The sequence below is a fragment of the Helicobacter aurati genome, from assembly GCF_003364265.1.
Lineage (GTDB): Bacteria > Campylobacterota > Campylobacteria > Campylobacterales > Helicobacteraceae > Helicobacter_A > Helicobacter_A aurati.
On sequence record NZ_NXLW01000010.1, the window covers coordinates 41,472 to 64,630 of the forward strand.

Here is a 23,159-nt window from a genome sequence, read left to right on the forward strand (position 1 = left end):
AGATCTTTCTATGATGAAAACAATGCTTAATGGTAATGGACTTGTCATTTGGATAAATGGGCTCTCTGGAAGCGGTAAAAGCACAATAGGGCAGGCACTTCATCAAAAGATTGCAAAAACCTTGAAAAATGTTGTGTATTTAGATGGTGATGTTTTGCGTTCGATTTTGGGGCATTTTGCTTATGATAAGATAGGTAGAATTAATATGGCAAAAAAGAGAGCAGATTTAGCCCATTATCTTTCTCAACAAGGTATTATCGTTATTGTTACAACTATTTCTATGTTTAAAGAAGTGTATGAATATAACGCCAATTTGTTTAAGCATTTTTTGCATGTTTATGTTCAATGTGATATACATGAGCTTATTGCTAGAGATCAAAAAAGTATATATAGTAGTTTTTTAGAGGGGAAAATACGGCAAGTTGTAGGGATGGACATAGCTTATGATGTTCCTCCATTAAATGATGGCATGAGTCTTGTTATTGACAATAATAAGCGTGAATGTTTGGAACAAAAAGTAGATTCCATTCTTTCTTGCCTTGATATTAATGGATAAATGCTTTTTTATTATGAAATACCTTGCAGTGTAATGGACGTATTATAGTGGGCAAAGGGCGAAATGTGCGCGGTAAGTCAAGAACCTATAAAATCTATCAAGAGCAAGGTATTGTTGCTGCATGTAAATATAGAATCAGAAAGTTTAATGATAAATTGCAACAAAAAATGATGTGGTCTATTTTCAAAAACGAAGGTTGGCTTTCCTATTGCAAGTATCTTTATTGGAAAATTGTTATATATAGTCTTTTTAGATGCTTTAATTTTGTACATGTTCCCAAAACTTTCTCTTTTGCAGTGTGCGGTTCTCATGGAGTAGGACTACATTCATTGCTTTATTTTCTAAGTATGCTTGAAGTGAAAAAGAATCATAACAGTGCAAGAGCATGTGAAGTTCTAAATAAGATATTCCCACGATTACGGGGGGGGGGGGCATCTTGCCTCTTAGTATGTTTGCCATGCGATCCGAAGTAACGTCTGATTTCTCATTGCAAGTAAGCTACGAATTAACCCGAAATGTAGATTATGCACTTTGGGGAATCACTTTGGATGGTTTTACTCAAGGTAAAGAAGAATGGTTGGCTAAGTTTACTCCTTGCTACAAAGTTCCTATTATTTGCATTGTTAGAGATCCAATACTTGCTATTATATCCGCAATGAATATTGGATTAAATTATGATGAAATCGCAAAAAAAATTACTGCCAATAGTTCGACACAAGAAATTCATTGTGCGATTGAAGAGATTATGAGCATTAGAATGGATTCTTTGTGCGTCTTTGCAACTGCTAAAACTACCTATGCGACTATTCTTGATTGGTATTCAAATATTTTACAAATTCTCCCTTACAGTAACGAGATTCTCTACATTGATACCACTGATTTATTGGGTAAAAAGACAAAGACAACTATGCAAAATATTGCGACTTTTCTTGCAGATAATCAACGAGTAGCAGAGGATATTACGATAAAATTACCTGAAGAATTTGATTTTGACCTAAAAGTTAATGATTTCCTCACTCACAATCTTCCTTTAGAATTCACATTCGTTAATTATCAAATTTATGTTTCTGCTTTTCGTGGGTTTTTTGCCATTGGTCCTAGGCAATATTATCATTTACAAGATAAAAGATTCTATATTGATGAAATGTATTATTCTCCTTTATTCCCTGAACGTCGATTATTTATTAGTACAAGTTCTCGTTCTTTTGATTATTCTCTTTTTCCCGCTTTGATTCAAGAGATTGAGTTGAGATTGGAAGTTTTACATCAAAAAATTTCATCTTATCATCCTCTTAAAATTACCCCGCAAATATTTTTAGATTTTTTATCACACAATCAAGAAAAAGCTAAACTTCTTGATACTGTGCTACGTTATGAACTACAGCATGTGCAACAAAATAGACCTGATATTGTAGCAACATGGGAGCATTATCAAGAATTTCAGAGACTTTTAATACCAATTAGGAAAGGATAGTTACTATGAAACAAGGTGATTTTACAGAAGTTGCGAAATATTACCATAATCGTCCTGCATATAGTGCAAGGTTATTGGAGAAGCTACTAAGATGCATTAATGATTTGGATAAGCCTTTAGAATCTTTACAAGTTGTGGAAGTTGGTGCGGGCACGGGCAAGCTTACAAAAATGCTTGCTAATTTTGGATTGAAAGTTGTTGCTGTTGAACCAAACGATAATATGCGAGAGGAGGGAATCCGATATACGCGTAATACTTCTATTAAATGGATGAATGGTAGCGGTGAGCAGACAGGTGTCCAATCTAATTTTGCAGATTGGGTTATTATGGCAAGCTCGTTTCATTGGACTAATCCTCAAAAATCTCTACCTGAATTCGCAAGGATATTAAAAGAAAGAGGGTATTTTACGGCAATTTGGAATCCACGTAATATTAAGCCAAATTCTATTTTTGAGAGTATTGAATCTGAAATTAAACGTATTGTTCCAGAACTTAATCGTGTGAGTAGTGGTACACAGAATACTAAGAATTGGGAGGAAATTCTAGTTTCAACAGGAGATTTTGAAGATTGTTTTTTTATGGAATGTGATTATGTTGAAATGATGGATAAAGCACGTTATATTGGCGCATGGCATTCTGTAAATGATATTCAAGCGCAAGCTGGTGAACAAAGATGGCAGCATATCCTTAGTATGATAGAGTCTCATATTAAGGATTTACATATTATTGAAATTCCATATAAAATTCGTGCTTGGAGCGTTCGCAAAAAATAATTTTTCATATAAATAAAATGTTAGGAGGGGGGATTATCATAAAGATACAGCATTAAGAGTATTTTGTGCAATTAGTAGTGTATCTTACACTTAGATATTATCGAAAAGGATAGTTTATGCAAAAATTAGTAGAACAGCATTGGGATTATACCAAGCATGCAAAATTTTATGAGTTTCGTCCAAATTATGCAGATTCAGCTATTGACATGTTGGTTTTTCTCGTAAAGAGCAATAGAGTAACGGGGGGGGGGGGCAACATTCCCTTCCTTGCGAGTAGCAGATATTGGCGCAGGTACGGGCAATCTCAGTCTTATGTTGTTACAAAGAGGTTGCAATGTTGTTGCTGTTGAACCAAACGATGCAATGCGTGAATTGGGTATAAAGGCAACGTCAAGAAATCAAACAGACTCCTCTCAATTTCGCGCGGATAGTAGTATAGAATGGGTGCGAGCAACAGGTATAGATTCTACTTTAAAAAGCGGTGAATATGATTGGGTAACTTTTGGTAGTAGTTTTAATGTTATGGATAGAAATGAAGCATTGAAAGAAGCTCATAGAATTTTAAAACCTCAGAGTTATTTTTCATGTATGTGGAATCATCGAGATTTAAATGATCCTATTCAGGAGATGGCAGAGGAAGTTATTTTAGAGCTTGTTCCAAATTATACTAGAGGTATAAGACGTCAAGATCAGAGACCAATATTAGAAGAGAATAAAGAGCTGTTTGATAATATTATTTATATAGAGTCAGATTTTTATTTTTATCAGAATATTGAAAATTATATCAATGCATGGAAGAGTGTAAAAAATCCCTATTGGGATTTAGAAACAAAAGAGGGTGTTGAATTGTTTGAAAAAATTGCCTATCAAATACGACATAAACTTCCAACACATTTTGGTATTAAATATACAACACGGTGTTGGAGTGCCAAGAAAGTTGCTTAAAGGATTTGTTATTCCTATTGTCCTTCAGAATAATAATAAGAAGAACAATGGTTTAGAATCTTGTGGGGGCTCAACTTGTCTATTTAATTAGGAGAAACTTAATAAACTTTTGATTGTTGGTTGGTAGTGGAGTTACTTGTTGGGAATTAGGTGCAATAAATTAATCTGCCTGCGACTAAATAATCTCATAGGCATACCCCACCATCCCGCTCCTTCTGAAATATAGATTTGGGCATTGTTATCGTGATAGGTAAATTGATTCAAACCACTTAAAAAAGGCTGATCGAGCAATACAATAAAATTAAAAGGAAATATTTGTCCGCCGTGTGTATGTCCACTTAGAACAAGATCGATTTTCTCATTCGTTAAAAAGTTGATGATTTTTGGTTGGTGTGATAACAGGATGGTGGGAAAGTTTGCCTGATTAGATTCTAATGCTTTTGTCAAATTTGGTTTCAAAGAATTATCTTTAAACACTGTTCTTTCTCCTACCAAATCTGCAATACCAGATATGTTAATACCTAGATTACGTAGAATCATACTTTGATTAACAAGTGGAGTAATCCCAATTCGTTTAAGCAAGTGCAAAATAGTGTGTGTATCATAGTAGTACTCATGATTACCTAAAACATAGTAGATACCATATTTACTTTTTAATTTTCCTAACTCTTCTATTGCTTTAATGCTAAAGTTAGAGTAACTGTCTACAATATCTCCTGTAAGGACAATAATATCAGCATGAAGTTTGTTTGTTTGTTTGACAATTGCAGCAATTTTTTTTTCATTCATTAGAGTGCCAATATGAATATCACTTAAATGTGCAATATTAATTGGTTGCTTCAGGTTATTTATTGTGATTGTTTGTTCAACAGTGACAGGGGCTTTTGCATTAATATAAAAACTTAATCCTATCAATAGTAATATAGTAGCCCATGCAACAACAAGAATTGCTGTTTGCCAATGTTGCAGAACGATAGCACCAAAGCCAAGATAAACTCCCCAGTTTAATATACATACAATAAGGGCAATATTGAAACTAATCCAAAAAATACCAATACTACTTGACATAAGGGTATAAATAATAGGGTGTAGCTGCCCATGATAGAATCTTAAAAAAAATATAATACAGAGTAGGTTGGCAATAACAATACATTTTCCAAGATGTTTCATAGCAGGATTAGTAGAAATGTTTTTAAATAAAATAAAGTAGATAAAAATATGCAACACCACTATGACAATAAAAAATACAATGCGCATGCTGATTGACATTACACCTCTTTATTTGAATTGTAAGATATAATTTTAGCATTTTTTATTGAGGATAATAGAATGAAAATACGAAGTATTTTGTTTGTATGCTTAGGAAATATTTGTCGTTCACCGTTGGCAGAAGGTATCGCAAGAGATATGAATAATAGGAATGCTTGGAATCTGCAGCTTGATTCTTGCGGAACAAGTAGTTTTCATCTTGGAGAAAATCCTCATACCTATTCAGTGTTGGTGGCACAGAGGAATGGCATTGATATTTCGCAGTTGCAATCTCGACCGATTAATTTTTGTGATGATAAGCATTTTGATATAATTATCGGAATGGATTCTCAGAATAAAAGAGATATTCTTAATTTGGGTTTTGAGACAAATAAAGTATTTAAATTGGGTGATTTTGGTGATGGTGAAGATATTCCAGATCCTTATTATTTTAAAGATGATAGGGGTTTTATTATGGTTTACGAATTGATAGAATCTTTGTTAAAGAAAATGTTTCAGCATTATGGATTTATTCTCTATAAATAATATTGATTCTTAGGAATCAGAACATATCGATTTTTATCAATAGTTAAATTGGGTTTTGCTATTAGAAATAATTTGTTATTTTTTAAAATTTACAGAAATTTATTGGTTGATGCAAATAGGCAAGGATTCATATAAAAATCAAATAGCACACATTTTTAATATTGGGCTGTGTAAATAAGAGTTTCGTTAAGCTAGTATATTAATTTAATTGTGCCAACAAACAAGACTTGAGATTTTAAATGTTTACTATTGTTCTGTCATAGCTTGATAAGATATAACACAAGAATAAGTATTATCATAATAGTTCTAGTACTGCAAAATGACGCCATGTCATTCAACATACATATAAAATTATGAAAACTATAATTTTCAAATTTTTATTTTTATATACCTCTCTCCTCCCCTTTTTGTTATGAACATATAGTAAGCATAAACTTTAGTTAATTAGGGTTAAGTTATCTTGCAATAAAATAACTTGAATAAACCAATAAATAAACTTGACTTTTATTTTATTTTACTATATAATCATAGTCTTTGTTTTTAGTCGGGGCGTAGCTCAGTCTGGTTAGAGTACTTGGTTTGGGACCAAGGGGTCGAAGGTTCGAATCCTTTCGCCCCGACCATTTTGTAAATTTATGTATGGTGGATGTAGCTCAGTTGGTTAGAGCATCAGGTTGTGGCTCTGAGGGTCGTGGGTTCGAGCCCCATCATCCACCCCACTATAATAGCTTGATGTAGTGCGTCCATAGCTCAATTGGATAGAGCACCAGACTTCGGATCTGGGGGTTAGGGGTTCGACTCCCTTTGGGCGTACCATAAAAATACCTCTTTCTCGCATTTTGCTGATTTTACAGCAATGTTGCGTCCATAGCTCAGTTGGATAGAGCAACGGCCTTCTAAGCCGTAGGTCATAGGTTCGAATCCTATTGGGCGTACCATAAACATGAAACATACGATTAGCATAAACTTCATGAAATTTTAATATACGCTAGTTACCTTTGTTTTTGAAATATTGCAACTCTTGTTATTATAATTGTAAAGTTTTCAAATGTTTTTGATATTATAGTGTTTGTGAAAATTAAGCGTTAATTTAAGGCAGAGAATGAAAACAATATTTCTTACAAATGATGACGGTTTTGAAAGCCATGGATTATTACATTTATACCAATCTCTAAAAAAGATTGCTAGAGTTGTTGTAGTTGCTCCTGCGCATGAAAAATCAGCTTGTGGGCATGGTTTATCTGTAAGCAAACCTATGCGACTTATAGAGATTGAAAAAGATTTTTATAAATTAGATGACGGTAGCCCCACTGATTGTGTATATATTGGAATTTGTGAATTATTTACAAAGCGTCCAGATTTATTAATTTCAGGAATTAATATAGGTGCTAATATGGGAGAAGATGTAACCTATTCTGGTACTGTTGCTGCTGCTATGGAGGGTGCTATTCATGGTATTCCAAGTATTGCTATTTCTCAATGTATCCGCGATAAATACGGAGAAGAAAATAAGATAGCACAAAGAGATTTTGAGCTTGCAGCGGATTTTGTTGCTTTTTTAGCAGGGTTAATTTTTAATAATACATATACTATTGGAGAAAGAAAATTGCTAAATGTTAATATTCCCCCGATTGCAAAATCTGCATGTAAAGGCATAAGAATTACACAACTTGGATATAGAATCTATACACCTTCTATCCAAAAGAATAGCAATCCAAGAATGCAAAAATATTATTGGATAGGGTTAAATCCTCTTGCTTGGCAGGAACGCAATAGTGATATTGCTATGCCTATCAATCATTGCGATGAACATGCCAAAGAGGAATCTGGAATGACATTTCCTCTAGTTTCAGATTTTCAGGCAATAGATGAAGGGTATATTTCAATTACACCCTTACACCTCGACAGTACAAGTTATACTGATATAAATAGATTGAATCGATATATGCAGGGGAACACCTTTTAAATTAGAGATTTTATTTATTTGGCAATCGAAATTATTCAACTATTATTCACCCTATTCTCTTTCGATAGTATGAATGCTTGTTGTATGTTTTAGAATCTTAGATTCTTTTATTTTAAAATATGTTATAATCATGGGATTACTTTTATAGGAGTTTTAATGACGCAAGAAGAGCTAGATTCCCTGATGGCGCAAGATGTAGATTCTCTTAAGTTAGACACACAAAATTCAGACACAAGCGAAGATCCAAAAGATGATTCAATTAAAGCAGAGTTTGTAGATCCAAATACATACAAACCAGAAGCTGATAAAAAGTGGCCACCTCCACCTCCTACTGAAGAGCATAAGGTTGTACATCAATTAGATGATGTAACGCGCGATTCAGAAGTGAAAATGACAGAAGTTTTTGATCAAATTGATATTATTGGTGAAGCAGTAAATGGCATTGAAAAAAAATCAAAAGAAATTCAGCAATATATCGAATCACAAGAAAAAATGCTTCTTATGCTTGTAGAGAATTTTCCTAAAATCAAAGCTTTTGGTGCTTCTTTAGAAGAGACACGTAAGGTTGCTAATGTGATTAAAGAAATTAAAAATAGTGCAATGGACTGTGGCGATGCTTGTTTGCAGGCTATGGACATTATGCAGTATCAAGATATTCATAGGCAAAAGATTGAACGTGTCATAAATGTTATGCGCGCATTAAGTCAGTATATGAATTCGTTATTTGAAGGTAGAGGTGATGATTCTAAACGAGTTTCTTCTGCTACTTATATTAAGGGAGACAATCATGACGATGTTGCAAGCGAAAATGATATAGAAGCACTTATTGCATCATTTGGAAAAGGTAAATAATTTTTTTGTTTATATTCCAAATACTATACTTTTTGTTTCTTTACTAAGGTACTTTTTATTACATTATGATTCTGTTTGAATATATATCTCAAACATTGGAACGAGATATTACCAATATTATTTGGGCTTGCTCATATTTGCATATTGATGCGGTTATTATACCCGCTAACCCTATTTCAAAGTCTTATCCCGATTCCATTGTTTGTGCTAGCTTGCTACAACTTTCAATAAAACAAAAGCTTGCTGCTACACAACAATGCGCAATCACAAAAGAATTGCTATTTATTCCTACCATTAAGACAAATAATCATACGTTAGAATCTTTACAAAGCGCATTTTTATCCTTGCAGTATGCTCATTTATTTGCGGTGGCAATAGTGAGCGGTGATAACCACGTAGATTCTTCAGGACTCACTACGTATGATGCGCTATTGCTACTTACTGAAATGTCGAAACGAGATAGTTATTTTTCCACTTTACGTGTGTTTTGCGCAATAGAATCTAACTTATCAAGACGCACTTTAGAATCATTGCAAATGAAAATTTCGTTTGGTGTACGTGATTTTATTACACAGCCTTTTTATATGATTACCACAGATGAGCAAAACAGACAAAATATGAAAACAAACAAACATGTCCAAGCATTGCATTATGAATATTTCTTGAAAAAAATACAAAATTATATTGCTATGTTCTTGCATGAAGATTATCATAAAATCCATTTTTTTTGCGGTTTCTTGCCATTATTCAGAGAGAGAACCGCAAAGATTTTGCACGATAAGTCATTGGGTATAATTATTCCGAAAAGTTATTTGGAAGCTATTGCATTAAATGCTCTAGAAGCAAATACTGCTATTTTTCATGCGCTTCGATACTATCACTATAGTATTTCTTATTTACATTTTAAGGATATACAAATTTTTATAGAATCCATAAATACACGTTAGTTTAGGAGTGAGTTATGATTGTTAGATTATGTGGTAATGTTGAGCGGCTTTTGCCAACTAACGTTGAATTGGAAGTGGGTGGAGTTACTTATTTTATAGAAGTGCCATTACTTGTGAGCAATGAAATTCAAGGTAAAAATCAGGTAACATTGGAGATAGCGCAGGTTATTCGTGAAGATTCCCATTGTTTGTATGGTTTTACCTCGCGTGAATCTCGGGATATATTTTTGCGTTTATTAAAGGTAAGTGGTGTGGGTGCGAAAAGTGCGTTATCGATTTTATCAAATTATTCTGTGGATAATTTTTTGGAGATTATTGCAACCAACGATATAGTTGCAATTAAGAATGTGAAAGGTATAGGCAATAAAATAGCAGGCAAGATTCTATTAGAATTGTCTGGTTATACGCACAATTTGCAACAATTGGAACAAGGTAATAATATGCAGCTCATTTATGATTCGCTTTTTGCATTGGGATTTAAGGAAAATGAAATACAAAATAGTCTGCGACAATTAGATTCAGCAGTTTTAAAATTGTCGCCTAATGATGTTATTAAAGCAATATTAAAAATAATAGGTAAATATTAGTTTTAACTTGATATTCTTAATCATAATTTTATAAACTTGTTACTAATGATTCCTTTACTAGATATTAAAACAAGGGTTACAGATAAGGGCATGGTAATGAAAAGATTGAATGTTCTAATTATAATTTTGGTATTGTTAGCTTTTATATTGTGGTTTAAAATTGCGAATATAGGCAATGGCATTGAAGTGTATGTAAATTATTCTGATGAAAATAAACACCAGATTCTTAGTGAAACTTCTTATGTACCTTATTATAATGAGGATATTAGCTTTGTTATTTGTCAATCTCGAGATGGTAGGTCCCCTTGTCAAAAGATTATAGGAGTAAAGCATGGGGTTGAGAAGTGGTATAACAAAGGTGTGTTAGAGTATGAAGATTTTTATGATAATGGTATATTACTTGCGACGAATGTATATTATTCTAATGGGTTTATTCGACAGGAAATTACTTACAAAAATGGTAATATTATTGAAAAAAAGTTTTATAGCCAAAGTACCGCCAATGAGTTAGTAAAGGCGTTTTTCTATACGCCAAATGAAACAATAAAAAAATATTATGTGGATAATAGGCTTGTTAAAGAAGAACGATATAGAGGTAAATATTTGATTAGCCGTAAGATATTTGATAAAGATGGACTGCTTAAACGACTTGAAGAATATAGCAATTCCAATGGATTTGAGGAATTGTTTAACCCCTTTTTGCATCGATATGAGGATATGCCTCCCAATGATGATATACGGAAATATCAGAAAGAAGATTCCAAACGCGATGAGAATCATTCTGAAGGAGTGAGTGGTGTATGGATTTGATTGTTGCAAATATTAAGGGGATAGTTATGGGTAGGAACAAAATATTGCTAGATAAGCTAGCTCATGAAGATATTTATTTGCATAATACTCTTTCGGAAAGCGAGATTGAACACAATATTACTCAAAATAGATCTAGATTACAACGAGCGGAAGAGATTAAGCAAAGATTCTTACAAAAATATCAAAATGCTAAAACAGAACTGCAATACTCGAACATCTATGAATTACTAATTGCGGTTATGTTGTCTGCGCAGTGCACAGATAAACGTGTGAATCTAGTAACACCTACTCTATTCGCCAAATATCCAAATACTCGCGCTTTAAGTGAAGCGACATTTGAGGAAGTAAGCGCGATTATTAAATCTATTTCTTTTTTTAACGTTAAGGCGAGACATTTAATTGCTATGGCAAAAAGCGTAGAGAAAGATTTTGGCGGAAATATTCCAATGAATCAACGGGATTTAATGAAACTTCAAGGCGTTGGGCAAAAAAGTGCCAATGTTGTTCTAGGGGAATTTTTACATTTGAATTATATGGCTGTCGATACACATGTTTTTCGTGTTAGTCATAGACTATCACTTAGTTCCAGTATAAGTGCAATAGAGACGGAGAAAGATTTAGTGAGGCTTTTTAAAGATCATCTTAACTTGTTGCACCAAGCTTTTGTTTTATTTGGTCGTTATGAGTGTAAAGCTACAAAGCCCAATTGTCCTGATTGCTTTGTATCAGATTTTTGTATAAGCAAGCAAAATTTTAAGCCTAGATAATTATTGGTTGTTTAAAGTCAGTTGTTATTGGTGATTTTTTGTTGTATTTATGTGGATTGGCTTGCATAAAAATTAAAAATATGCGACAATGTATTTATTTATCTTATTTTGTGAGGATTATTCTATGTGGGAAAATTCAAATAGTGAAATTTTTGAAGGTGAACCAATTAGTAAGTGGAAAGATATTATTTTTCATGCGAGTCGAACTTTGGCAAACAATGAACTCGAGAGATTACTAGAGGAATTAGCCCTTTATGAATTAGCGTTTGATGAATATGACGTGGAAATTAATATGCGTGATTTTTATCATAAAACCCATTATGATGAGAGGTTTAAACAAGCGTTGAAAGAACGAAAAAATAGTCTTGCTATTGAATCTATGTCGAAAATACTTAGTGAGAATGAATAATTGCTTTTTATTATGTTAAGGCTATCAAATTTTGTACGTGATTAGCACTATAATAGATTTTTCGGGTTATTATTCAAGATAATTAGGTGTTGTATGTTGCGACGGGTTTTTAGTTTTTTTGTATTAAGTTTATTATTTGTCAATATTGCATCAAGTAGGATGCCTACTCCGAGTTTTGAATTAGACGTAGATTTGAAAAAAGACGAAGTGATTAGAGCTAATATTATTGCAAGAAAAGATTCTCAAGATGATGGCAATGAAGCAAAGCAGTTCACTCTCCGTTGGACACTTTATCGCAATGAGGGATTGGTGTTATTGGTGCGTTATGATAACTATCCTTATCAGTTTATTCTTTATAAACAATATATGTTAAATGCTTGGAGACTTAATCTTCTTGATACACAGGGTGTTTATAATACTATTAATCAACCTTATTTAACAATTTACTTTGTCGGTATAGATAATCCGTTTAATGATGAAAAAACAGTTGCCCATTTAAAGATTTATGGCTTTGGAGAAGTAAATTTTTCCCGTGAGTAATTGAATAGTTATTGTATAATCCCTTTCTTTGATGCTTGATTATTTTTCCTATTTTTCAAAAGGAGTAACGATGTTTGTTGATGAACTTTTATTAGATAAATTAGAGAGGCTTGCAATGATAAAGATACCAAAGGATAAAAGGGAATCTTTTCAGCAAGAACTTACAGAAATTATTGAAAAAATGAATATATTGCAAGACATTGAAACAGATTTAGACACATCTATTAATGTGCAGCAAACATTGTTGCGCGATGATATTCCTCACAATGGCAGTGTGGCAGAGGCTATACTTGCACAAGCACCAGATTCCCAAGATAATTATTTTATAGTTCCAAGAATCATAGAATGATTGTATTTCCTTTAGCGTTTATGGCTTTTTCCTGCGATAATAAATCTTAATGCATTCAGTTTAATGAATCCTTTTGCATCGCTTTGATCATAAACGGAATCTTCTTCGAAAGTGCTATATGCAGCGTTAAATAGAGAGTATTTTGATTCTCTTCCTGTAACAATTACATTGCCTTTATAAAGTTTGATGTGTACAATGCCGTTTACGTTTTGTTGTGTTGTGTCAATGAGTGCTTGTAATGCCTTTCTTTCCGGACTAAACCAATAGCCATTATAGATGAGTTGCGCATATCTAGGCATAATTTCATCTTTAAGATGAGCTTCTTCTTTATCAAGGCAAAGAGATTCTATTGCACGATGAGCTTTAAGGTAAATTGTGCCGCCTGGCGTTTCATAGCAACCGCGAGATTTCATTCCCACATAGCGATTTTCTACTAAATCAAGACGTCCGATTCCATGTTTTCCTCCAAGCATATTTAGTTTATTCCAAAAGCTTGCAGGACTAAGACTTTCCCCATTGATTGCTATACCATCACCATGTTTAAATTCAATGCTAATTGTTTCTGGTTCATTGGGTGCTTGCATAGGAGAAACACTCCATCTCCACATAGTTTCTTCGGGTTCTTTATTGGGATCTTCTAATATCTGCCCTTCATAACTGATATGCAACAGATTGGCATCCATAGAATAAGGTGATTTATTGTTTTGCTTTTCAATAGTGATTCCTGCGGATTCTGCATAGGCTAAAAGTTTTTCACGACTATTTAAATTCCATTCTCGCCAAGGTGCTATAACTACAATATCTGGATTTAAGGCATAAGCTCCCAATTCAAAACGTACCTGATCATTGCCCTTACCTGTTGCACCGTGCGCAATAGCATTTGCGTTAACCTTTGTTGCAATTTCAACGAGTCGTTTTGCAATAAGTGGACGCGCAATGCTTGTACCAAGTAGGTATTCGCCCTCATAAATGGCATTAGCACGAAACATAGGAAATACAAAATCTCTAATAAATTCTTCTTTTAAATCTTCGATGAAAATATTTTCATTTTTTATTCCTAACTTAATAGCTTTTTCTCGCGCTAATTCTACCTCTTCGCCTTGTCCAATGTCGGCTGTGAAAGTTACTATTTCGCAATGGTAGGTATCTGCAAGCCATTTAAGAATCACGCTTGTATCGAGTCCGCCACTATATGCTAAAACTACTTTTTTTACTTGTTTCACGATACTTCCTTTGTTGTGTTATTGAGCTAAAAATTCGTTGAGATGTTTACTGTGTAGTACTGCTTCAAATTCAATAATTTCGTATTCTGCAGTGTCTTTTTGGCAAAACGGATCATTCTTACTAAAAAGAATGGCTTCTTGTTTATCCTTGAATTTGCCAATAATAATTCCTCCTGTGCGCGGATTTCTCGGTCCCGATGCAAGTAAAAAACCTTTATTGTAACATTCTTGCAAATAAGCTCTATGTAGCGGAAGGATTTCTTCTACTTTTTCTAATGGTTTTGTGTAGTGTACTATACACACAAATAATTTCATGCTATTCTCCTTGTGAAAATTGGAATAGATATTGTATCTTAAAGCTAAGATTTTTGGATAATTTTGTATGTTTGTATCAATAATCAAACAAGGTTTTGTTAAAATATCGCTTTGCTTTGGAATCACATTCTTTCTTAAGGTAAGCTTACATGGTTGATTATGGCATCAAATTATGGTCTAATGATGATTTTATTATCGATGATGGTGTAGTGAAAATTAATCATAAGTCGAAACCCGCGATTATTGACATTGTTAAAGAAGCACGAGAGAAGGGCTACAAAGGTCCCTTGTTAATACGTTTCCCGCATCTTATCAATAAACAAATTACAAAAGTTTATAGTGCCTTTGAATCGTCTATAAGAGAATATCAATATCAAGGTATATTTAAAGCAGTTTTTCCTCTTAAAGTTAATCAAATGCCCAATTTCGTGTTGCCTCTTGTTGAGTTAAGTCAGACAAAATGCTACGGATTGGAAGCAGGAAGTAAATCCGAACTCATAGTGGCTATGGCTTACACTAATAAAGGCAGCCCTATTACTGTAAATGGATTTAAAGATAAAGAAATGATTAGTTTAGGGTTTATTGCGGCGAATATGGGGCATGATATTACCTTGACGATTGAGGGGATTAATGAGTTAAAAACAATCATTGATATTGCAAATGAGATGGCAGAGCCCTATCCCAACATAGGACTTAGAATCAGATTGCACAGTGTTGGCACTGGTATTTGGGCAAAAAGTGGAGGTATCACTTCAAAATTTGGCTTAACTTCCACAGAACTTTTGCAGGCAATGACTATGCTTGAGCATTCGAAGTTGCTTCATAAATTTACCATGATACATTTTCATATTGGTAGTCAAATTAGTGATATATCGCCATTGAAAAAAGCAATACGTGAGGTTGGTAATATTTATGCAGAATTACGAAAAATGGGCGCGGTTCATCTTACAATAGTCAATATTGGCGGTGGTTTAGCTGTTGAATATGCGCAACATGAGAGTATGAATTGTAAGAACTATACGCTTACCGAGTTTAGCGGTGATGTAGTTTTCAGTTTAAAAGAGATTGCAAGAAATAAAAATGAACTAGAGCCTGATATTTTTCTTGAATCTGGCCGTTTTGTTTCTGCTTCCCATGCAGTGCTCATTGCCCCAGTTTTAGAGCTTTTTTCACAGGAATATGATGAAGGCGCATTGAGTCTTAAAGTCGACAATAATCCTCCTCTTGTTGTGGAGCTTCATGATTTGTATCACTCTATTACAGAAAAAAATGCCATTGAGTATTTGCATGATAGTCTTGATCACATGGAATCTTTACTGACTCTCTTTGATTTGGGGTATATTGATTTACAGGATAGAAGTAACACTGAAGTGCTTGTTCATTTGATTATTAAAAAAGTTATCCAACTTTTGAAATATAAAAATCATAATGAGATTCTTAAAATCCAAAAGAGCGTACAAGAGCGATATTTACTTAATTGTAGCTTCTTTCAAAGTTTGCCTGATTATTGGGGGTTAAAGCAGAATTTCCCTGTAATGCCACTTGATAGATTAAACAGACGACCAACACGAGCGGCAAGTCTTTGGGATATAACTTGCGATAGTGATGGTGAAATTTCTTTTAATCCACAGATGCCATTATTTTTGCATGATATTGATGTATCAAAAGAAGAATATTTCTTAGGATTTTTTCTTGTTGGCGCATACCAAGAAGTTTTAGGTATGAGGCACAATCTTTTTACTCATCCTACGGAATTTAGTGTTATTTTTGATGATGATTTAAATAAAGGATATGAGATTCTCAATCTCCTTGAAGCGCAAACAATTGTTGATGTACTTGATGATTTAGATTATGATACTAAAGAGATTGAACGAATTTTAAAGCAGCATATAGAAGACAGCAATTTAGATTCTGAAACAAAAAAGGTAGTATTAGGTAAATTATATGTTATGCTTTCTGAAAATGGCTATTTAAGGACAATCACAAAGTAGCGTTTATTTAGATAGAGGGTTATTATGTTTATGTCAAGTTGTTACAAGGATTTTTCTTCATCGTGTTTGGATTTTGAAAGGTATTTACTTGCTAGCAAACCGCATATAGAATCTTTTCATCCTTTTTTTCAGACTGCTTTTTGGGAAATGGTAGAAAATGGGGGGAAAAGATTTCGTCCAAAACTTTTACTATCAATCGTTTGCGCCAATGCAAAGGAGCAAATTTACAATAGTTTTGCAGCTTGCCTTGCTCTTGAATGTTTGCATACTTACTCATTAATTCATGATGATTTGCCAGCTATGGATAATGCCGAATTAAGACGTAATCACCCTACCCTACATGTTAAATATAATGAAGCGAGTGCTATTTTAATAGGCGATGGGTTACACACTTATGCTTTTTCTCTTTTGAGCAATGCGCATTTTGCTCCTGATGTGAGGATTGCACTCATACAGTGTTTGAGTGATAACGCGGGTATTCATGGAATGGTTTTAGGGCAAGCTCTTGATTGTGAATTCGAGAATACCTTGTTAGCAGAAGATAAGTTGGCTTGTATTCACATTCATAAAACTGCCAAACTTATTGCCGCGAGTCTTAAAATGGGGGCGATTATCGCTAATTTGGATTCTCATCAGCAAAATTTTCTTTATGACTTTGGTAAGGATTTAGGGTTATTTTTTCAAATTCGTGATGATATTATTGATTGTATTCAAGATGAGAAACAGGCGGGCAAGAGTACCCATAGAGATTATTCGAAAAATAGCTATGTTAATCTTTTGGGATTAGACAATGCAAAAACAAAAATGTTACACTATATTGACGTTTTACAAGGATATTTGGAAAAATTCGAATCCTATAATTTAGCCACAGCAAAGCAAAATCTCATAGTCATATTGGAGAAATATTTTATTTTACCTTAATATACTCTAAAGGTTGCTTACGCTAACCTTAAGAATTTAGATAGAATTAACATTATAGACAAATTGATAAAGTGTAAAGGAGGTCTGTATGAATCATACTTCTGCTTATATTATTGCAACTAAAGAAAAATTTCAGCAGTTTGTGGATGATTTTTATACTACCCACAAAAAACCACAATGCTTTGGAATCTGCCGTGCTGAGTTATCGCGAATACATCAAGGAAGTAATAAGAAAGTTATTAGCGTCAACTTTCCTTTTCTCAATTTCAATACGAATTTTGGTAGTTTTGCAGTTTTTACCACTGCTGCACAATTAAGTATCTATGAAAATGAGATTATTTTTGACATCACTTCGCGTTTTATTCTACGTGCTTTTTGCTTATTTTATCCATTCATTGTTGAGGAATTGCAAGATTTTTCATTAACGTATAATAGCAATGAAAATCTCGTAGAAAAATTTCAGATTCTATGTGAAAAATTTATTCATGATCCATATAGTATTAGAAATGGCGATATTTTATTTTCTAATAGTCTTATTCATAATCATATTGGCAAAAAGCATAAGAATATTCAAATTGTTTTCGAGTTATTGCGGCATATTAGTGACATCTATGAGGATTCTGATAAGACGTCTAAGTTTCAGCTTATTGGCTATGTTGAGGATAAGCAAGTGGAAAACATTCAAGTTGCTTATGCGAAACTCCATGCTCTTTCTATGGGATATGCACCTATCAGAAGTTTGAATCTTAATGGTATTTTTGCTCTTTTCCCCAATCTCGCTTGGAGTGGTAATAAGCCCTATGAGTTAGAATATTTACGTGAAAATGAAATGAGTTTAAAGATAGACGGCAATTTCCCCGTTATTGATTTTATTGACAAATTCCCGCGTTATCTTATGCAGGTTATTCCGCAAGCAGATAATATTCGGATTCTTGATAGTGCTAAGACACGTTTTGGGGCATTTTTAGGTGCTGGCTATACACAAATGCCTGGTGCTAGCTATGTGAATTTTAATGCAGGTAGTCTTGGAGCATGTATGAATGAAGGCCGTATTAGCTCGAGCGTAATTGTTGGGGAGGGCACAGATATTGGAGGTGGTGCAAGTATTTTAGGAGTACTTAGTGGTGGCAATACGACTCCTATTAGTATTGGGAGAAATTGCCTTTTGGGGGCAAATTCTGTAACTGGTATAAGTTTAGGCGACGGCTGCATTGTGGATGCGGGTATTAGCATTTTGGCTGGCAGTGTTGTCGCCATTACGGCAGATGAAGCACAAAAGATTCAGGAGATTAATAAGGGTTTTATTATAGAATCTAGCGGTTATTATAAAGGAAGCACGTTAAGCGGGTTGCAAGGAATACATTACCGTATAACTTCGCAAGATTCTCGATTAATTGCTTTTAGGAGTTGTAGACAAGTCATGTTGAATGCGGATTTGCATTAGACTATTCGAACTATCGTTTTTTGCACGATATAATCATGTTTTTTTAGTGTTTTATTTATTACTTAGTTTTAGATGTGGTATCGTTTATGAAATCAGAGAATCTCAAAATATAGAATCTCTTAAAGATTCAAATAGAGATACTTCACAAGCGTTCAGCATGACAATAATCCCCCTCACACTGCGCCCACTTCGTGGTGTGAAAATCGGATACAGCAGGAACAGTAGTGTTTGCTCTATTTGAATCTTTATCCTTTGCCCGATTTTTACTAGAAGTGCAGGAAGCGAAGCAAATTTTATAATGAGAAGTCGCAGTGTTCCTTTTATGCAAAAGAAAGGTAGTGTTTCTTTTGGTAAAGGGGATCGGGGGAGGAATTAGATTTTCTTTGTGAAAGAATAAATAATAAAGAAAGAGGAAATAGTCAGAATTTAGAATCTTATACGCAAATTATCATTCTGAAAAAGATTCTAATCCTTGTCATTCTGAAAAAGCACGAAGTGCGACTGAAGAATCTCAAAATGTAGAATCTCTTAAAGATTCTAAAGAGATATTTATCTCCTGCGGGAATTGCGCAAAAGTATGGGCAAGAACTTCGTTCGTGCTATTGCTCCCGAATCGCTTTCTTTCAAAAACTCAACATGACAACATTTAGAATCTCTTACTTTGTAGCCCATAAACTCAAACGAAAACTTATCAGATTTAGAGCAGGAATGAATTATCAGTAAATTATCCCATCAAGGGCAAAGTAATATTTCTCTTGATTCTATTCGAGCAAAAATCCATATTCATAGACCTTTGGTTCAATCTTTTTGGCGAGATTCTCGAGCTCATAATTTAGATTCCCGATTAAATCTTTATAATACGAATCTTGTGCCTTTTGCGGCGGATTCATTCTGCCACTTGGGCTCATGCCTTGAAAATGCGCTTTGATGTCATACAAACTCGCGTTGGGATTATAGGGATTCTTAGAATCCACAAAATTTTGACTATGGTAATATCGCCAGAGTTCTAACCCTGCTGCAAAGACAGCTTTTGCCTCTTCGCTAAATTCTAAAGGCTCTGTGGGGATAAAGCTTTCTTGTTCTGTTTCAAAAAACAATTGTTCATTTCCATTATTGCGAGATATGGCGACTTTGTTTGGTGGGGATTCTTTACCTTGAGATGTTTCGCTTCGCTCAACATGACAAAATTTGGAAGTTTCTTCAACATGACAAGATTTAGAATCTTCTTTGGGACGACAATTTTTAGAATCTTCTTCAGAGCGACAATTTTTCTTGTCATGTTGAGGCGAAGCCGAAACATCTATGTTGTGTTTTCTAGCATTTGGCAAATGGGTAGAATCATCTTTTATTTTCCCATTGATAAACCGAATCATAAAATCACTCTCAAACGCTTCTTTTGCGCCCACATCTGTTTCAGAAAATGGGATAAAATGGTTGATTCCCTCTTTGCTCATAATGCGATTCTGCCCATGAAAAAGCATAAACGCGAGGCAATCATTTTGAAACTCTCTATCCTTTGCCCATTCCTTGTTGGGCATTAGGAATTGGTCGCGGTCGTTTATCCATGTTGCCTTAATGCAATGGCGCACGGCGAAATAGACAGAGCTAGGAATCAGATTATTTTGTGTAATGATATTTGTATGATTACAATTATCATGTGAGGTAATGCGGATATAGTTTTGATTTTGGAAGTCATTGCCTCTTGTATTCATAATCGCACGTTCTGTTTCATCAGCATTGTAATATGCGCTGTACCATTGATTGATATTTCTATGTTTTTTTGATAGAATTTGAATTTTTTTCTTCCTTACAAAATGATTCTTTGTGTTAAATACATCAAGCTTTATCACTCTAAATTTCACCTTTTTGCTTAAATCCCAAATCAAGAATCCAATTGGGAATTTCCCCTGAACATTGTCAAAGGTATAGGCTGGAATCATAAATCCTTTTTTGAATTTTGCCATGAAAGTCTCGCGAAATCTGATAAAATTTGTTGCATTGATATATTTAAGAGTGCTAAAACTTGCAAGGATACAATCGGGAATCTCGTTATAGATTCGGAAAAAGAATTGCGCGAAGAGTTCATTACTTGCCTTGCCCATAGAATCCTTATATCTTTCATAAATTATATTTTTTATACTGACGCCTTCTTTATTTGTACCTGTGCGTGTAACTTGTGTTGCCGAAGCTGCCTCCGCATACGGCGGGTTGATAAAAATCACAAGTTTTGGCTTTTTCATTTTGTCATGTTTAGCCATAGGCGAAACATCTCTTTGAGATGGACTAAAAGATTCTTCGCTACGCTCAGAATGACAAGAGGAGGGTTTAGAATCATAAGAGAAAGTTTTAAAATCACAAGGGTGAATTTTGGAATCATTGGATTGTAAGCCTAAGATGATTTTTTGCAAGGCTTTAGGCACTTTCGATTCTCTACAATTTTTGCATGTCGAATCGATTCCAGCTTTATGCTTATTGCATGGCTTATCCAACAAACAATCATTCAAGAAATCAAATTGAAAGACATGATTTTCTAATAGTGGCAGATGTTTATTTTTTGCAAGCTCTTTCATAATCTCGACATCTGCCTTATCGAGTGTTGAGGCATAGAAATTGCGCGGCTCGGTGAGGTTTGCAAACAGATTTCCCGTCCCTGCGGCGCAATCCCACACAACATATTCACTTTGCCAATCCTCACCCAAGACATCGGCAAGATATGCATGTGCCTTCATCGCCCAAACTTGCGGCGTAAAGAATGCCCCCTTGCGCTCGCGAATGTCGAGCGGAACGAGCAAATCGCGCCTATCGATGATATAATCCCAATAGATTTCTTTTGGTGGACGTTCGTAAATGTTCCAAAATTGTCGATGTGATTCCTGATTATCCTTGAAGCTCGCAATGTCTCTTTGTTCTGTTCCCATAAAAGTCATGGTCTTATTAAATTCATAATGCGTTTTTCGTAGCACAACAAAGAGTTTATCAATCAGGCTTTGATTCTCGAGACTTAGCAAATCGGCAAGATAGAAATCCGCATCAAGAATCCCCGCATTCTTGGCGAGATTCCAATCAATACTAATAGAATTTTTCACCTTTAAAAGCCATTTTTGATAGACGATTGTGAAATTATTCTTTGTGATTTGAATCTTGTGGATATGTTCATTCGATAGGCTAAAATTTTCCCTGATAAAGCTTTGCAAATCTTTGGAATCATGCTCAAAATCAAACTGCAATTTTTTAGATTCCAAAAGCTCTTTGCTCATATTATAAAGTTGCTTAAATTCCTTTGTATCATGATTGCTTGGAGCGACATTCCAATTAAAGTCATTCTGACTAAAAATATCCATAATCTCATAATACGGAATAAAGGCGATTTTCTCGCAATCAAACGCACCCAAGAAGAGCGGCGGAAGCTCATTTTCAAAAGTTCTTTCTTTTCCAATCGTCAGAATCAGCTGCACAAACGATTCAGCAACATCATTCTTATTTCCCCTTTTTGCCTCTGCCCAAAGAAAATGGATATTTTGAAATAATGTTTTTGCGCGATACGACACGCAAAAATCGATTTTGCCAAGAATCTGTGTTGCATCAAATCCATCAAAGAAGTCTTTTGCGATTTTGTTTTTTAGCTCTTCTTCTGGTATGTTTGGTAGGTACAAATTGCTTCCTTTTGATTTGTGTTCTTCTTTTTGAGGAATTGTAGATTGCATGCTAATTTTTTGATAAAAGGTTGATATTTTTGTATCCCCAATTTTTAGCAATCACTATGAAATGAGATATTTATTTTTAATAAGTCATGAGGATATGGAGTTAAGTTTAGTTTGAAGTTATGAGCTTGCGCTTGTTGCGCTAGAACCACTATTGGAAGAGCCGCCAAAGAATCCGCTTTTAGCAGTTGATGGTGTGGTTGTTCTTGTTGCAGTTGATGGTGTGCTAGTTGTAGGTCGGGTTGCAGTTTGTGAACGTTGATAAGCAGAAGGAGAGCTATAACTTCTTTGTGCATTTGCTTTGTAATTCGAATTGTTGAAGAGTTTATTGCCGATATAACTTCCAATTAAAGCACCTGCCGCACTTGCAAGAATAGCACCGCCGATTCCTAGTCCACCACCATCACTACTTGTTAATGTACTCGTGCCATTATCAATTTTTTTTGCTTCCTCTGCTACGAGAGTATCAACTTCTTCTTTGCTTAAAACACGTTTGTTTCCATCGGTATCTTTTACGATGATTGTAGTGTCCCCATCGCTACTTGGTGTTTCATCTATAATAGTGTAACTACCGTCTTGTTGTTCTTGCAGGGTGACTGTTACGCCTTGCTTTTTTTGTATTTCTTGGACATTTCCCTGTGTATTATTATCACAACCCAATAATCCCGTAACGAGTATGGCACTCATCCCACCTAGTATAGCAAGATCAGAAATCTTACGCAAATAACATTTTGTGTTTTGTTGTGTACTTTTGCTTTTTTCTAAGAAGATATTTTTTCTTTGCATGGTAGTCCT

Annotated in this window: 23 protein-coding genes, 4 tRNA genes and 1 pseudogene; 23 read left to right on the forward strand and 5 right to left on the reverse strand. The window is 34.3% G+C overall.

Going from position 1 to position 23,159, the window contains the following annotated elements; translation table 11 throughout:
* The first annotated feature begins 22 nt into the window (after positions 1–22).
* The 5 genes and pseudogenes from CQA66_RS05990 (at position 23) to CQA66_RS06010 (ending at position 3,748) form a co-directional block, all read left to right on the forward strand.
* Positions 23–556, forward strand: a complete 534-nt coding sequence (locus CQA66_RS05990) for an adenylyl-sulfate kinase (RefSeq protein WP_104763465.1) — start codon at positions 23–25, stop codon at positions 554–556.
* Between the two features lie 65 nt (positions 557–621).
* On the forward strand, positions 622–1,029 hold the full coding sequence (locus tag CQA66_RS05995; protein ID WP_115582564.1) for a hypothetical protein: 408 nt from the start codon (positions 622–624) through the stop codon (positions 1,027–1,029).
* The gene (locus tag CQA66_RS06000) at positions 993–2,030 is read left to right on the forward strand and encodes a DUF2972 domain-containing protein (protein WP_147289210.1); all 1,038 of its coding nucleotides are present in this window, start codon (positions 993–995) and stop codon (positions 2,028–2,030) included. Before CQA66_RS05995 ends, CQA66_RS06000 begins: the two co-directional genes overlap by 37 nt.
* A 5-nt stretch (positions 2,031–2,035) precedes the next feature.
* Positions 2,036–2,803, forward strand: coding sequence for a class I SAM-dependent methyltransferase (locus CQA66_RS06005; protein WP_104763431.1), 768 nt, complete (start codon positions 2,036–2,038; stop codon positions 2,801–2,803).
* A gap of 116 nt (positions 2,804–2,919) precedes the next feature.
* Positions 2,920–3,748, forward strand: a pseudogene (locus tag CQA66_RS06010) (class I SAM-dependent methyltransferase).
* A gap of 132 nt (positions 3,749–3,880) precedes the next feature.
* Here the strand turns inward: CQA66_RS06010 and CQA66_RS06015 are convergent.
* Positions 3,881–5,017: a metallophosphoesterase gene (locus CQA66_RS06015; protein WP_104763430.1), complete on the reverse strand. Its 1,137-nt coding sequence runs from the start codon at positions 5,015–5,017 to the stop codon at positions 3,881–3,883.
* 60 nt (positions 5,018–5,077) lie between these two features.
* Between CQA66_RS06015 and CQA66_RS06020 the strand changes: the two genes are divergently transcribed.
* The 14 genes from CQA66_RS06020 to gatC all read left to right on the forward strand — a co-directional run bounded on the left by CQA66_RS06020 (position 5,078) and on the right by gatC (position 12,769).
* Entirely contained in the window at positions 5,078–5,542 is a 465-nt protein-coding gene (locus tag CQA66_RS06020; protein ID WP_104763429.1) for a low molecular weight protein-tyrosine-phosphatase, read from the forward strand.
* A gap of 545 nt (positions 5,543–6,087) precedes the next feature.
* Positions 6,088–6,165: transfer RNA gene (locus CQA66_RS06025), tRNA-Pro, on the forward strand.
* Between the two features lie 19 nt (positions 6,166–6,184).
* Positions 6,185–6,261: transfer RNA gene (locus CQA66_RS06030), tRNA-His, on the forward strand.
* A gap of 20 nt (positions 6,262–6,281) precedes the next feature.
* Positions 6,282–6,358: transfer RNA gene (locus CQA66_RS06035), tRNA-Arg, on the forward strand.
* A 45-nt stretch (positions 6,359–6,403) separates the two neighbouring features.
* Positions 6,404–6,480 (forward strand) — tRNA-Arg (locus CQA66_RS06040).
* A 164-nt stretch (positions 6,481–6,644) separates the two neighbouring features.
* Positions 6,645–7,508 carry a 5'/3'-nucleotidase SurE gene (gene surE, locus CQA66_RS06045; protein ID WP_104763428.1) on the forward strand — a complete coding sequence of 288 codons (864 nt, stop codon included), beginning with the start codon at positions 6,645–6,647 and terminating at the stop codon, positions 7,506–7,508.
* 156 nt (positions 7,509–7,664) lie between these two features.
* Complete coding sequence (locus tag CQA66_RS06050; RefSeq protein ID WP_104763427.1) at positions 7,665–8,360, forward strand: chemotaxis protein; 696 nt, start codon at positions 7,665–7,667, stop codon at positions 8,358–8,360.
* Positions 8,361–8,425: 65 nt separating this feature from the next.
* Positions 8,426–9,307 (forward strand): hypothetical protein, encoded by an 882-nt coding sequence (locus CQA66_RS06055; protein ID WP_104763426.1) that lies wholly within the window; start codon positions 8,426–8,428, stop codon positions 9,305–9,307.
* 14 nt (positions 9,308–9,321) lie between these two features.
* A complete protein-coding gene (ruvA, locus tag CQA66_RS06060) occupies positions 9,322–9,894 on the forward strand; it encodes a Holliday junction branch migration protein RuvA (RefSeq protein WP_104763425.1) in 573 nt (190 codons plus the stop codon).
* A gap of 96 nt (positions 9,895–9,990) precedes the next feature.
* Positions 9,991–10,704 (forward strand): hypothetical protein, encoded by a 714-nt coding sequence (locus CQA66_RS06065; protein WP_104763424.1) that lies wholly within the window; start codon positions 9,991–9,993, stop codon positions 10,702–10,704.
* Positions 10,695–11,471, forward strand: a complete 777-nt coding sequence (gene nth, locus CQA66_RS06070; protein ID WP_233707770.1) for an endonuclease III — start codon at positions 10,695–10,697, stop codon at positions 11,469–11,471. The genes CQA66_RS06065 and nth overlap by 10 nt, the downstream gene beginning before the upstream one ends.
* Positions 11,472–11,595: 124 nt before the next feature.
* On the forward strand, positions 11,596–11,880 hold the full coding sequence (locus CQA66_RS06075; protein WP_104763423.1) for a DUF2018 family protein: 285 nt from the start codon (positions 11,596–11,598) through the stop codon (positions 11,878–11,880).
* 93 nt (positions 11,881–11,973) lie between these two features.
* Positions 11,974–12,420 carry a hypothetical protein gene (locus CQA66_RS06080; RefSeq protein WP_104763422.1) on the forward strand — a complete coding sequence of 149 codons (447 nt, stop codon included), beginning with the start codon at positions 11,974–11,976 and terminating at the stop codon, positions 12,418–12,420.
* 70 nt (positions 12,421–12,490) lie between these two features.
* Positions 12,491–12,769: an Asp-tRNA(Asn)/Glu-tRNA(Gln) amidotransferase subunit GatC gene (gatC, locus tag CQA66_RS06085; protein ID WP_104763421.1), complete on the forward strand. Its 279-nt coding sequence runs from the start codon at positions 12,491–12,493 to the stop codon at positions 12,767–12,769.
* 11 nt (positions 12,770–12,780) lie between these two features.
* Here gatC and CQA66_RS06090 read toward each other — a convergent pair whose 3' ends face one another.
* Both CQA66_RS06090 and CQA66_RS06095 read right to left on the reverse strand, forming a co-directional pair.
* Positions 12,781–13,992, reverse strand: a complete 1,212-nt coding sequence (locus CQA66_RS06090) for an argininosuccinate synthase (RefSeq protein ID WP_411698785.1) — start codon at positions 13,990–13,992, stop codon at positions 12,781–12,783.
* Positions 13,993–14,010: 18 nt separating this feature from the next.
* Positions 14,011–14,307: a YciI family protein gene (locus CQA66_RS06095; RefSeq protein ID WP_104763463.1), complete on the reverse strand. Its 297-nt coding sequence runs from the start codon at positions 14,305–14,307 to the stop codon at positions 14,011–14,013.
* A 149-nt stretch (positions 14,308–14,456) separates the two neighbouring features.
* Between CQA66_RS06095 and speA the strand changes: the two genes are divergently transcribed.
* The 4 genes from speA (at position 14,457) to CQA66_RS09155 (ending at position 18,904) form a co-directional block, all read left to right on the forward strand.
* Positions 14,457–16,298, forward strand: coding sequence for an arginine decarboxylase (gene speA, locus CQA66_RS06100; protein WP_104763419.1), 1,842 nt, complete (start codon positions 14,457–14,459; stop codon positions 16,296–16,298).
* A 30-nt stretch (positions 16,299–16,328) separates the two neighbouring features.
* Positions 16,329–17,219: a polyprenyl synthetase family protein gene (locus CQA66_RS06105; protein ID WP_104763462.1), complete on the forward strand. Its 891-nt coding sequence runs from the start codon at positions 16,329–16,331 to the stop codon at positions 17,217–17,219.
* Between the two features lie 88 nt (positions 17,220–17,307).
* Positions 17,308–18,663 (forward strand): tetrahydrodipicolinate N-succinyltransferase N-terminal domain-containing protein, encoded by a 1,356-nt coding sequence (locus tag CQA66_RS06110; RefSeq protein WP_104763418.1) that lies wholly within the window; start codon positions 17,308–17,310, stop codon positions 18,661–18,663.
* The gene (locus tag CQA66_RS09155; protein ID WP_147289211.1) at positions 18,647–18,904 is read left to right on the forward strand and encodes a hypothetical protein; all 258 of its coding nucleotides are present in this window, start codon (positions 18,647–18,649) and stop codon (positions 18,902–18,904) included. The genes CQA66_RS06110 and CQA66_RS09155 overlap by 17 nt, the downstream gene beginning before the upstream one ends.
* A 520-nt stretch (positions 18,905–19,424) precedes the next feature.
* On the opposite strand, the gene CQA66_RS09515 is transcribed toward CQA66_RS09155, so the two are convergent.
* Positions 19,425–22,316 carry a hypothetical protein gene (locus tag CQA66_RS09515; protein WP_244910957.1) on the reverse strand — a complete coding sequence of 964 codons (2,892 nt, stop codon included), beginning with the start codon at positions 22,314–22,316 and terminating at the stop codon, positions 19,425–19,427.
* A 168-nt stretch (positions 22,317–22,484) separates the two neighbouring features.
* Complete coding sequence (locus tag CQA66_RS06120; protein WP_104763417.1) at positions 22,485–23,150, reverse strand: UPF0323 family lipoprotein; 666 nt, start codon at positions 23,148–23,150, stop codon at positions 22,485–22,487.
* Positions 23,151–23,159: the final 9 nt, after the last annotated feature.

Bases quoted from the DNA above. Each gene is read 5' to 3' on its own strand.
- surE (WP_104763428.1), top strand. From the start codon at position 6,645: ATGAAAACAATATTTCTTACAAATGATGACGGTTTTGAAAGCCATGGA.
- CQA66_RS06105 (WP_104763462.1), top strand. From the start codon at position 16,329: ATGTCAAGTTGTTACAAGGATTTTTCTTCATCGTGTTTGGATTTTGAA.
- CQA66_RS06075 (WP_104763423.1), top strand. From the start codon at position 11,596: ATGTGGGAAAATTCAAATAGTGAAATTTTTGAAGGTGAACCAATTAGT.
- ruvA (WP_104763425.1), top strand. From the start codon at position 9,322: ATGATTGTTAGATTATGTGGTAATGTTGAGCGGCTTTTGCCAACTAAC.
- nth (WP_233707770.1), top strand. From the start codon at position 10,695: ATGGATTTGATTGTTGCAAATATTAAGGGGATAGTTATGGGTAGGAAC.
- CQA66_RS05990 (WP_104763465.1), top strand. From the start codon at position 23: ATGCTTAATGGTAATGGACTTGTCATTTGGATAAATGGGCTCTCTGGA.
- CQA66_RS06080 (WP_104763422.1), top strand. From the start codon at position 11,974: ATGTTGCGACGGGTTTTTAGTTTTTTTGTATTAAGTTTATTATTTGTC.
- CQA66_RS06095 (WP_104763463.1), bottom strand. From the start codon at position 14,307: ATGAAATTATTTGTGTGTATAGTACACTACACAAAACCATTAGAAAAA.
- CQA66_RS06110 (WP_104763418.1), top strand. From the start codon at position 17,308: ATGAATCATACTTCTGCTTATATTATTGCAACTAAAGAAAAATTTCAG.
- CQA66_RS06055 (WP_104763426.1), top strand. From the start codon at position 8,426: ATGATTCTGTTTGAATATATATCTCAAACATTGGAACGAGATATTACC.
- CQA66_RS06065 (WP_104763424.1), top strand. From the start codon at position 9,991: ATGAAAAGATTGAATGTTCTAATTATAATTTTGGTATTGTTAGCTTTT.
- CQA66_RS06120 (WP_104763417.1), bottom strand. From the start codon at position 23,150: ATGCAAAGAAAAAATATCTTCTTAGAAAAAAGCAAAAGTACACAACAA.
- gatC (WP_104763421.1), top strand. From the start codon at position 12,491: ATGTTTGTTGATGAACTTTTATTAGATAAATTAGAGAGGCTTGCAATG.
- CQA66_RS06005 (WP_104763431.1), top strand. From the start codon at position 2,036: ATGAAACAAGGTGATTTTACAGAAGTTGCGAAATATTACCATAATCGT.
- CQA66_RS06050 (WP_104763427.1), top strand. From the start codon at position 7,665: ATGACGCAAGAAGAGCTAGATTCCCTGATGGCGCAAGATGTAGATTCT.
- speA (WP_104763419.1), top strand. From the start codon at position 14,457: ATGGTTGATTATGGCATCAAATTATGGTCTAATGATGATTTTATTATC.
- CQA66_RS06020 (WP_104763429.1), top strand. From the start codon at position 5,078: ATGAAAATACGAAGTATTTTGTTTGTATGCTTAGGAAATATTTGTCGT.
- CQA66_RS09155 (WP_147289211.1), top strand. From the start codon at position 18,647: ATGCGGATTTGCATTAGACTATTCGAACTATCGTTTTTTGCACGATAT.
- CQA66_RS06015 (WP_104763430.1), bottom strand. From the start codon at position 5,017: ATGTCAATCAGCATGCGCATTGTATTTTTTATTGTCATAGTGGTGTTG.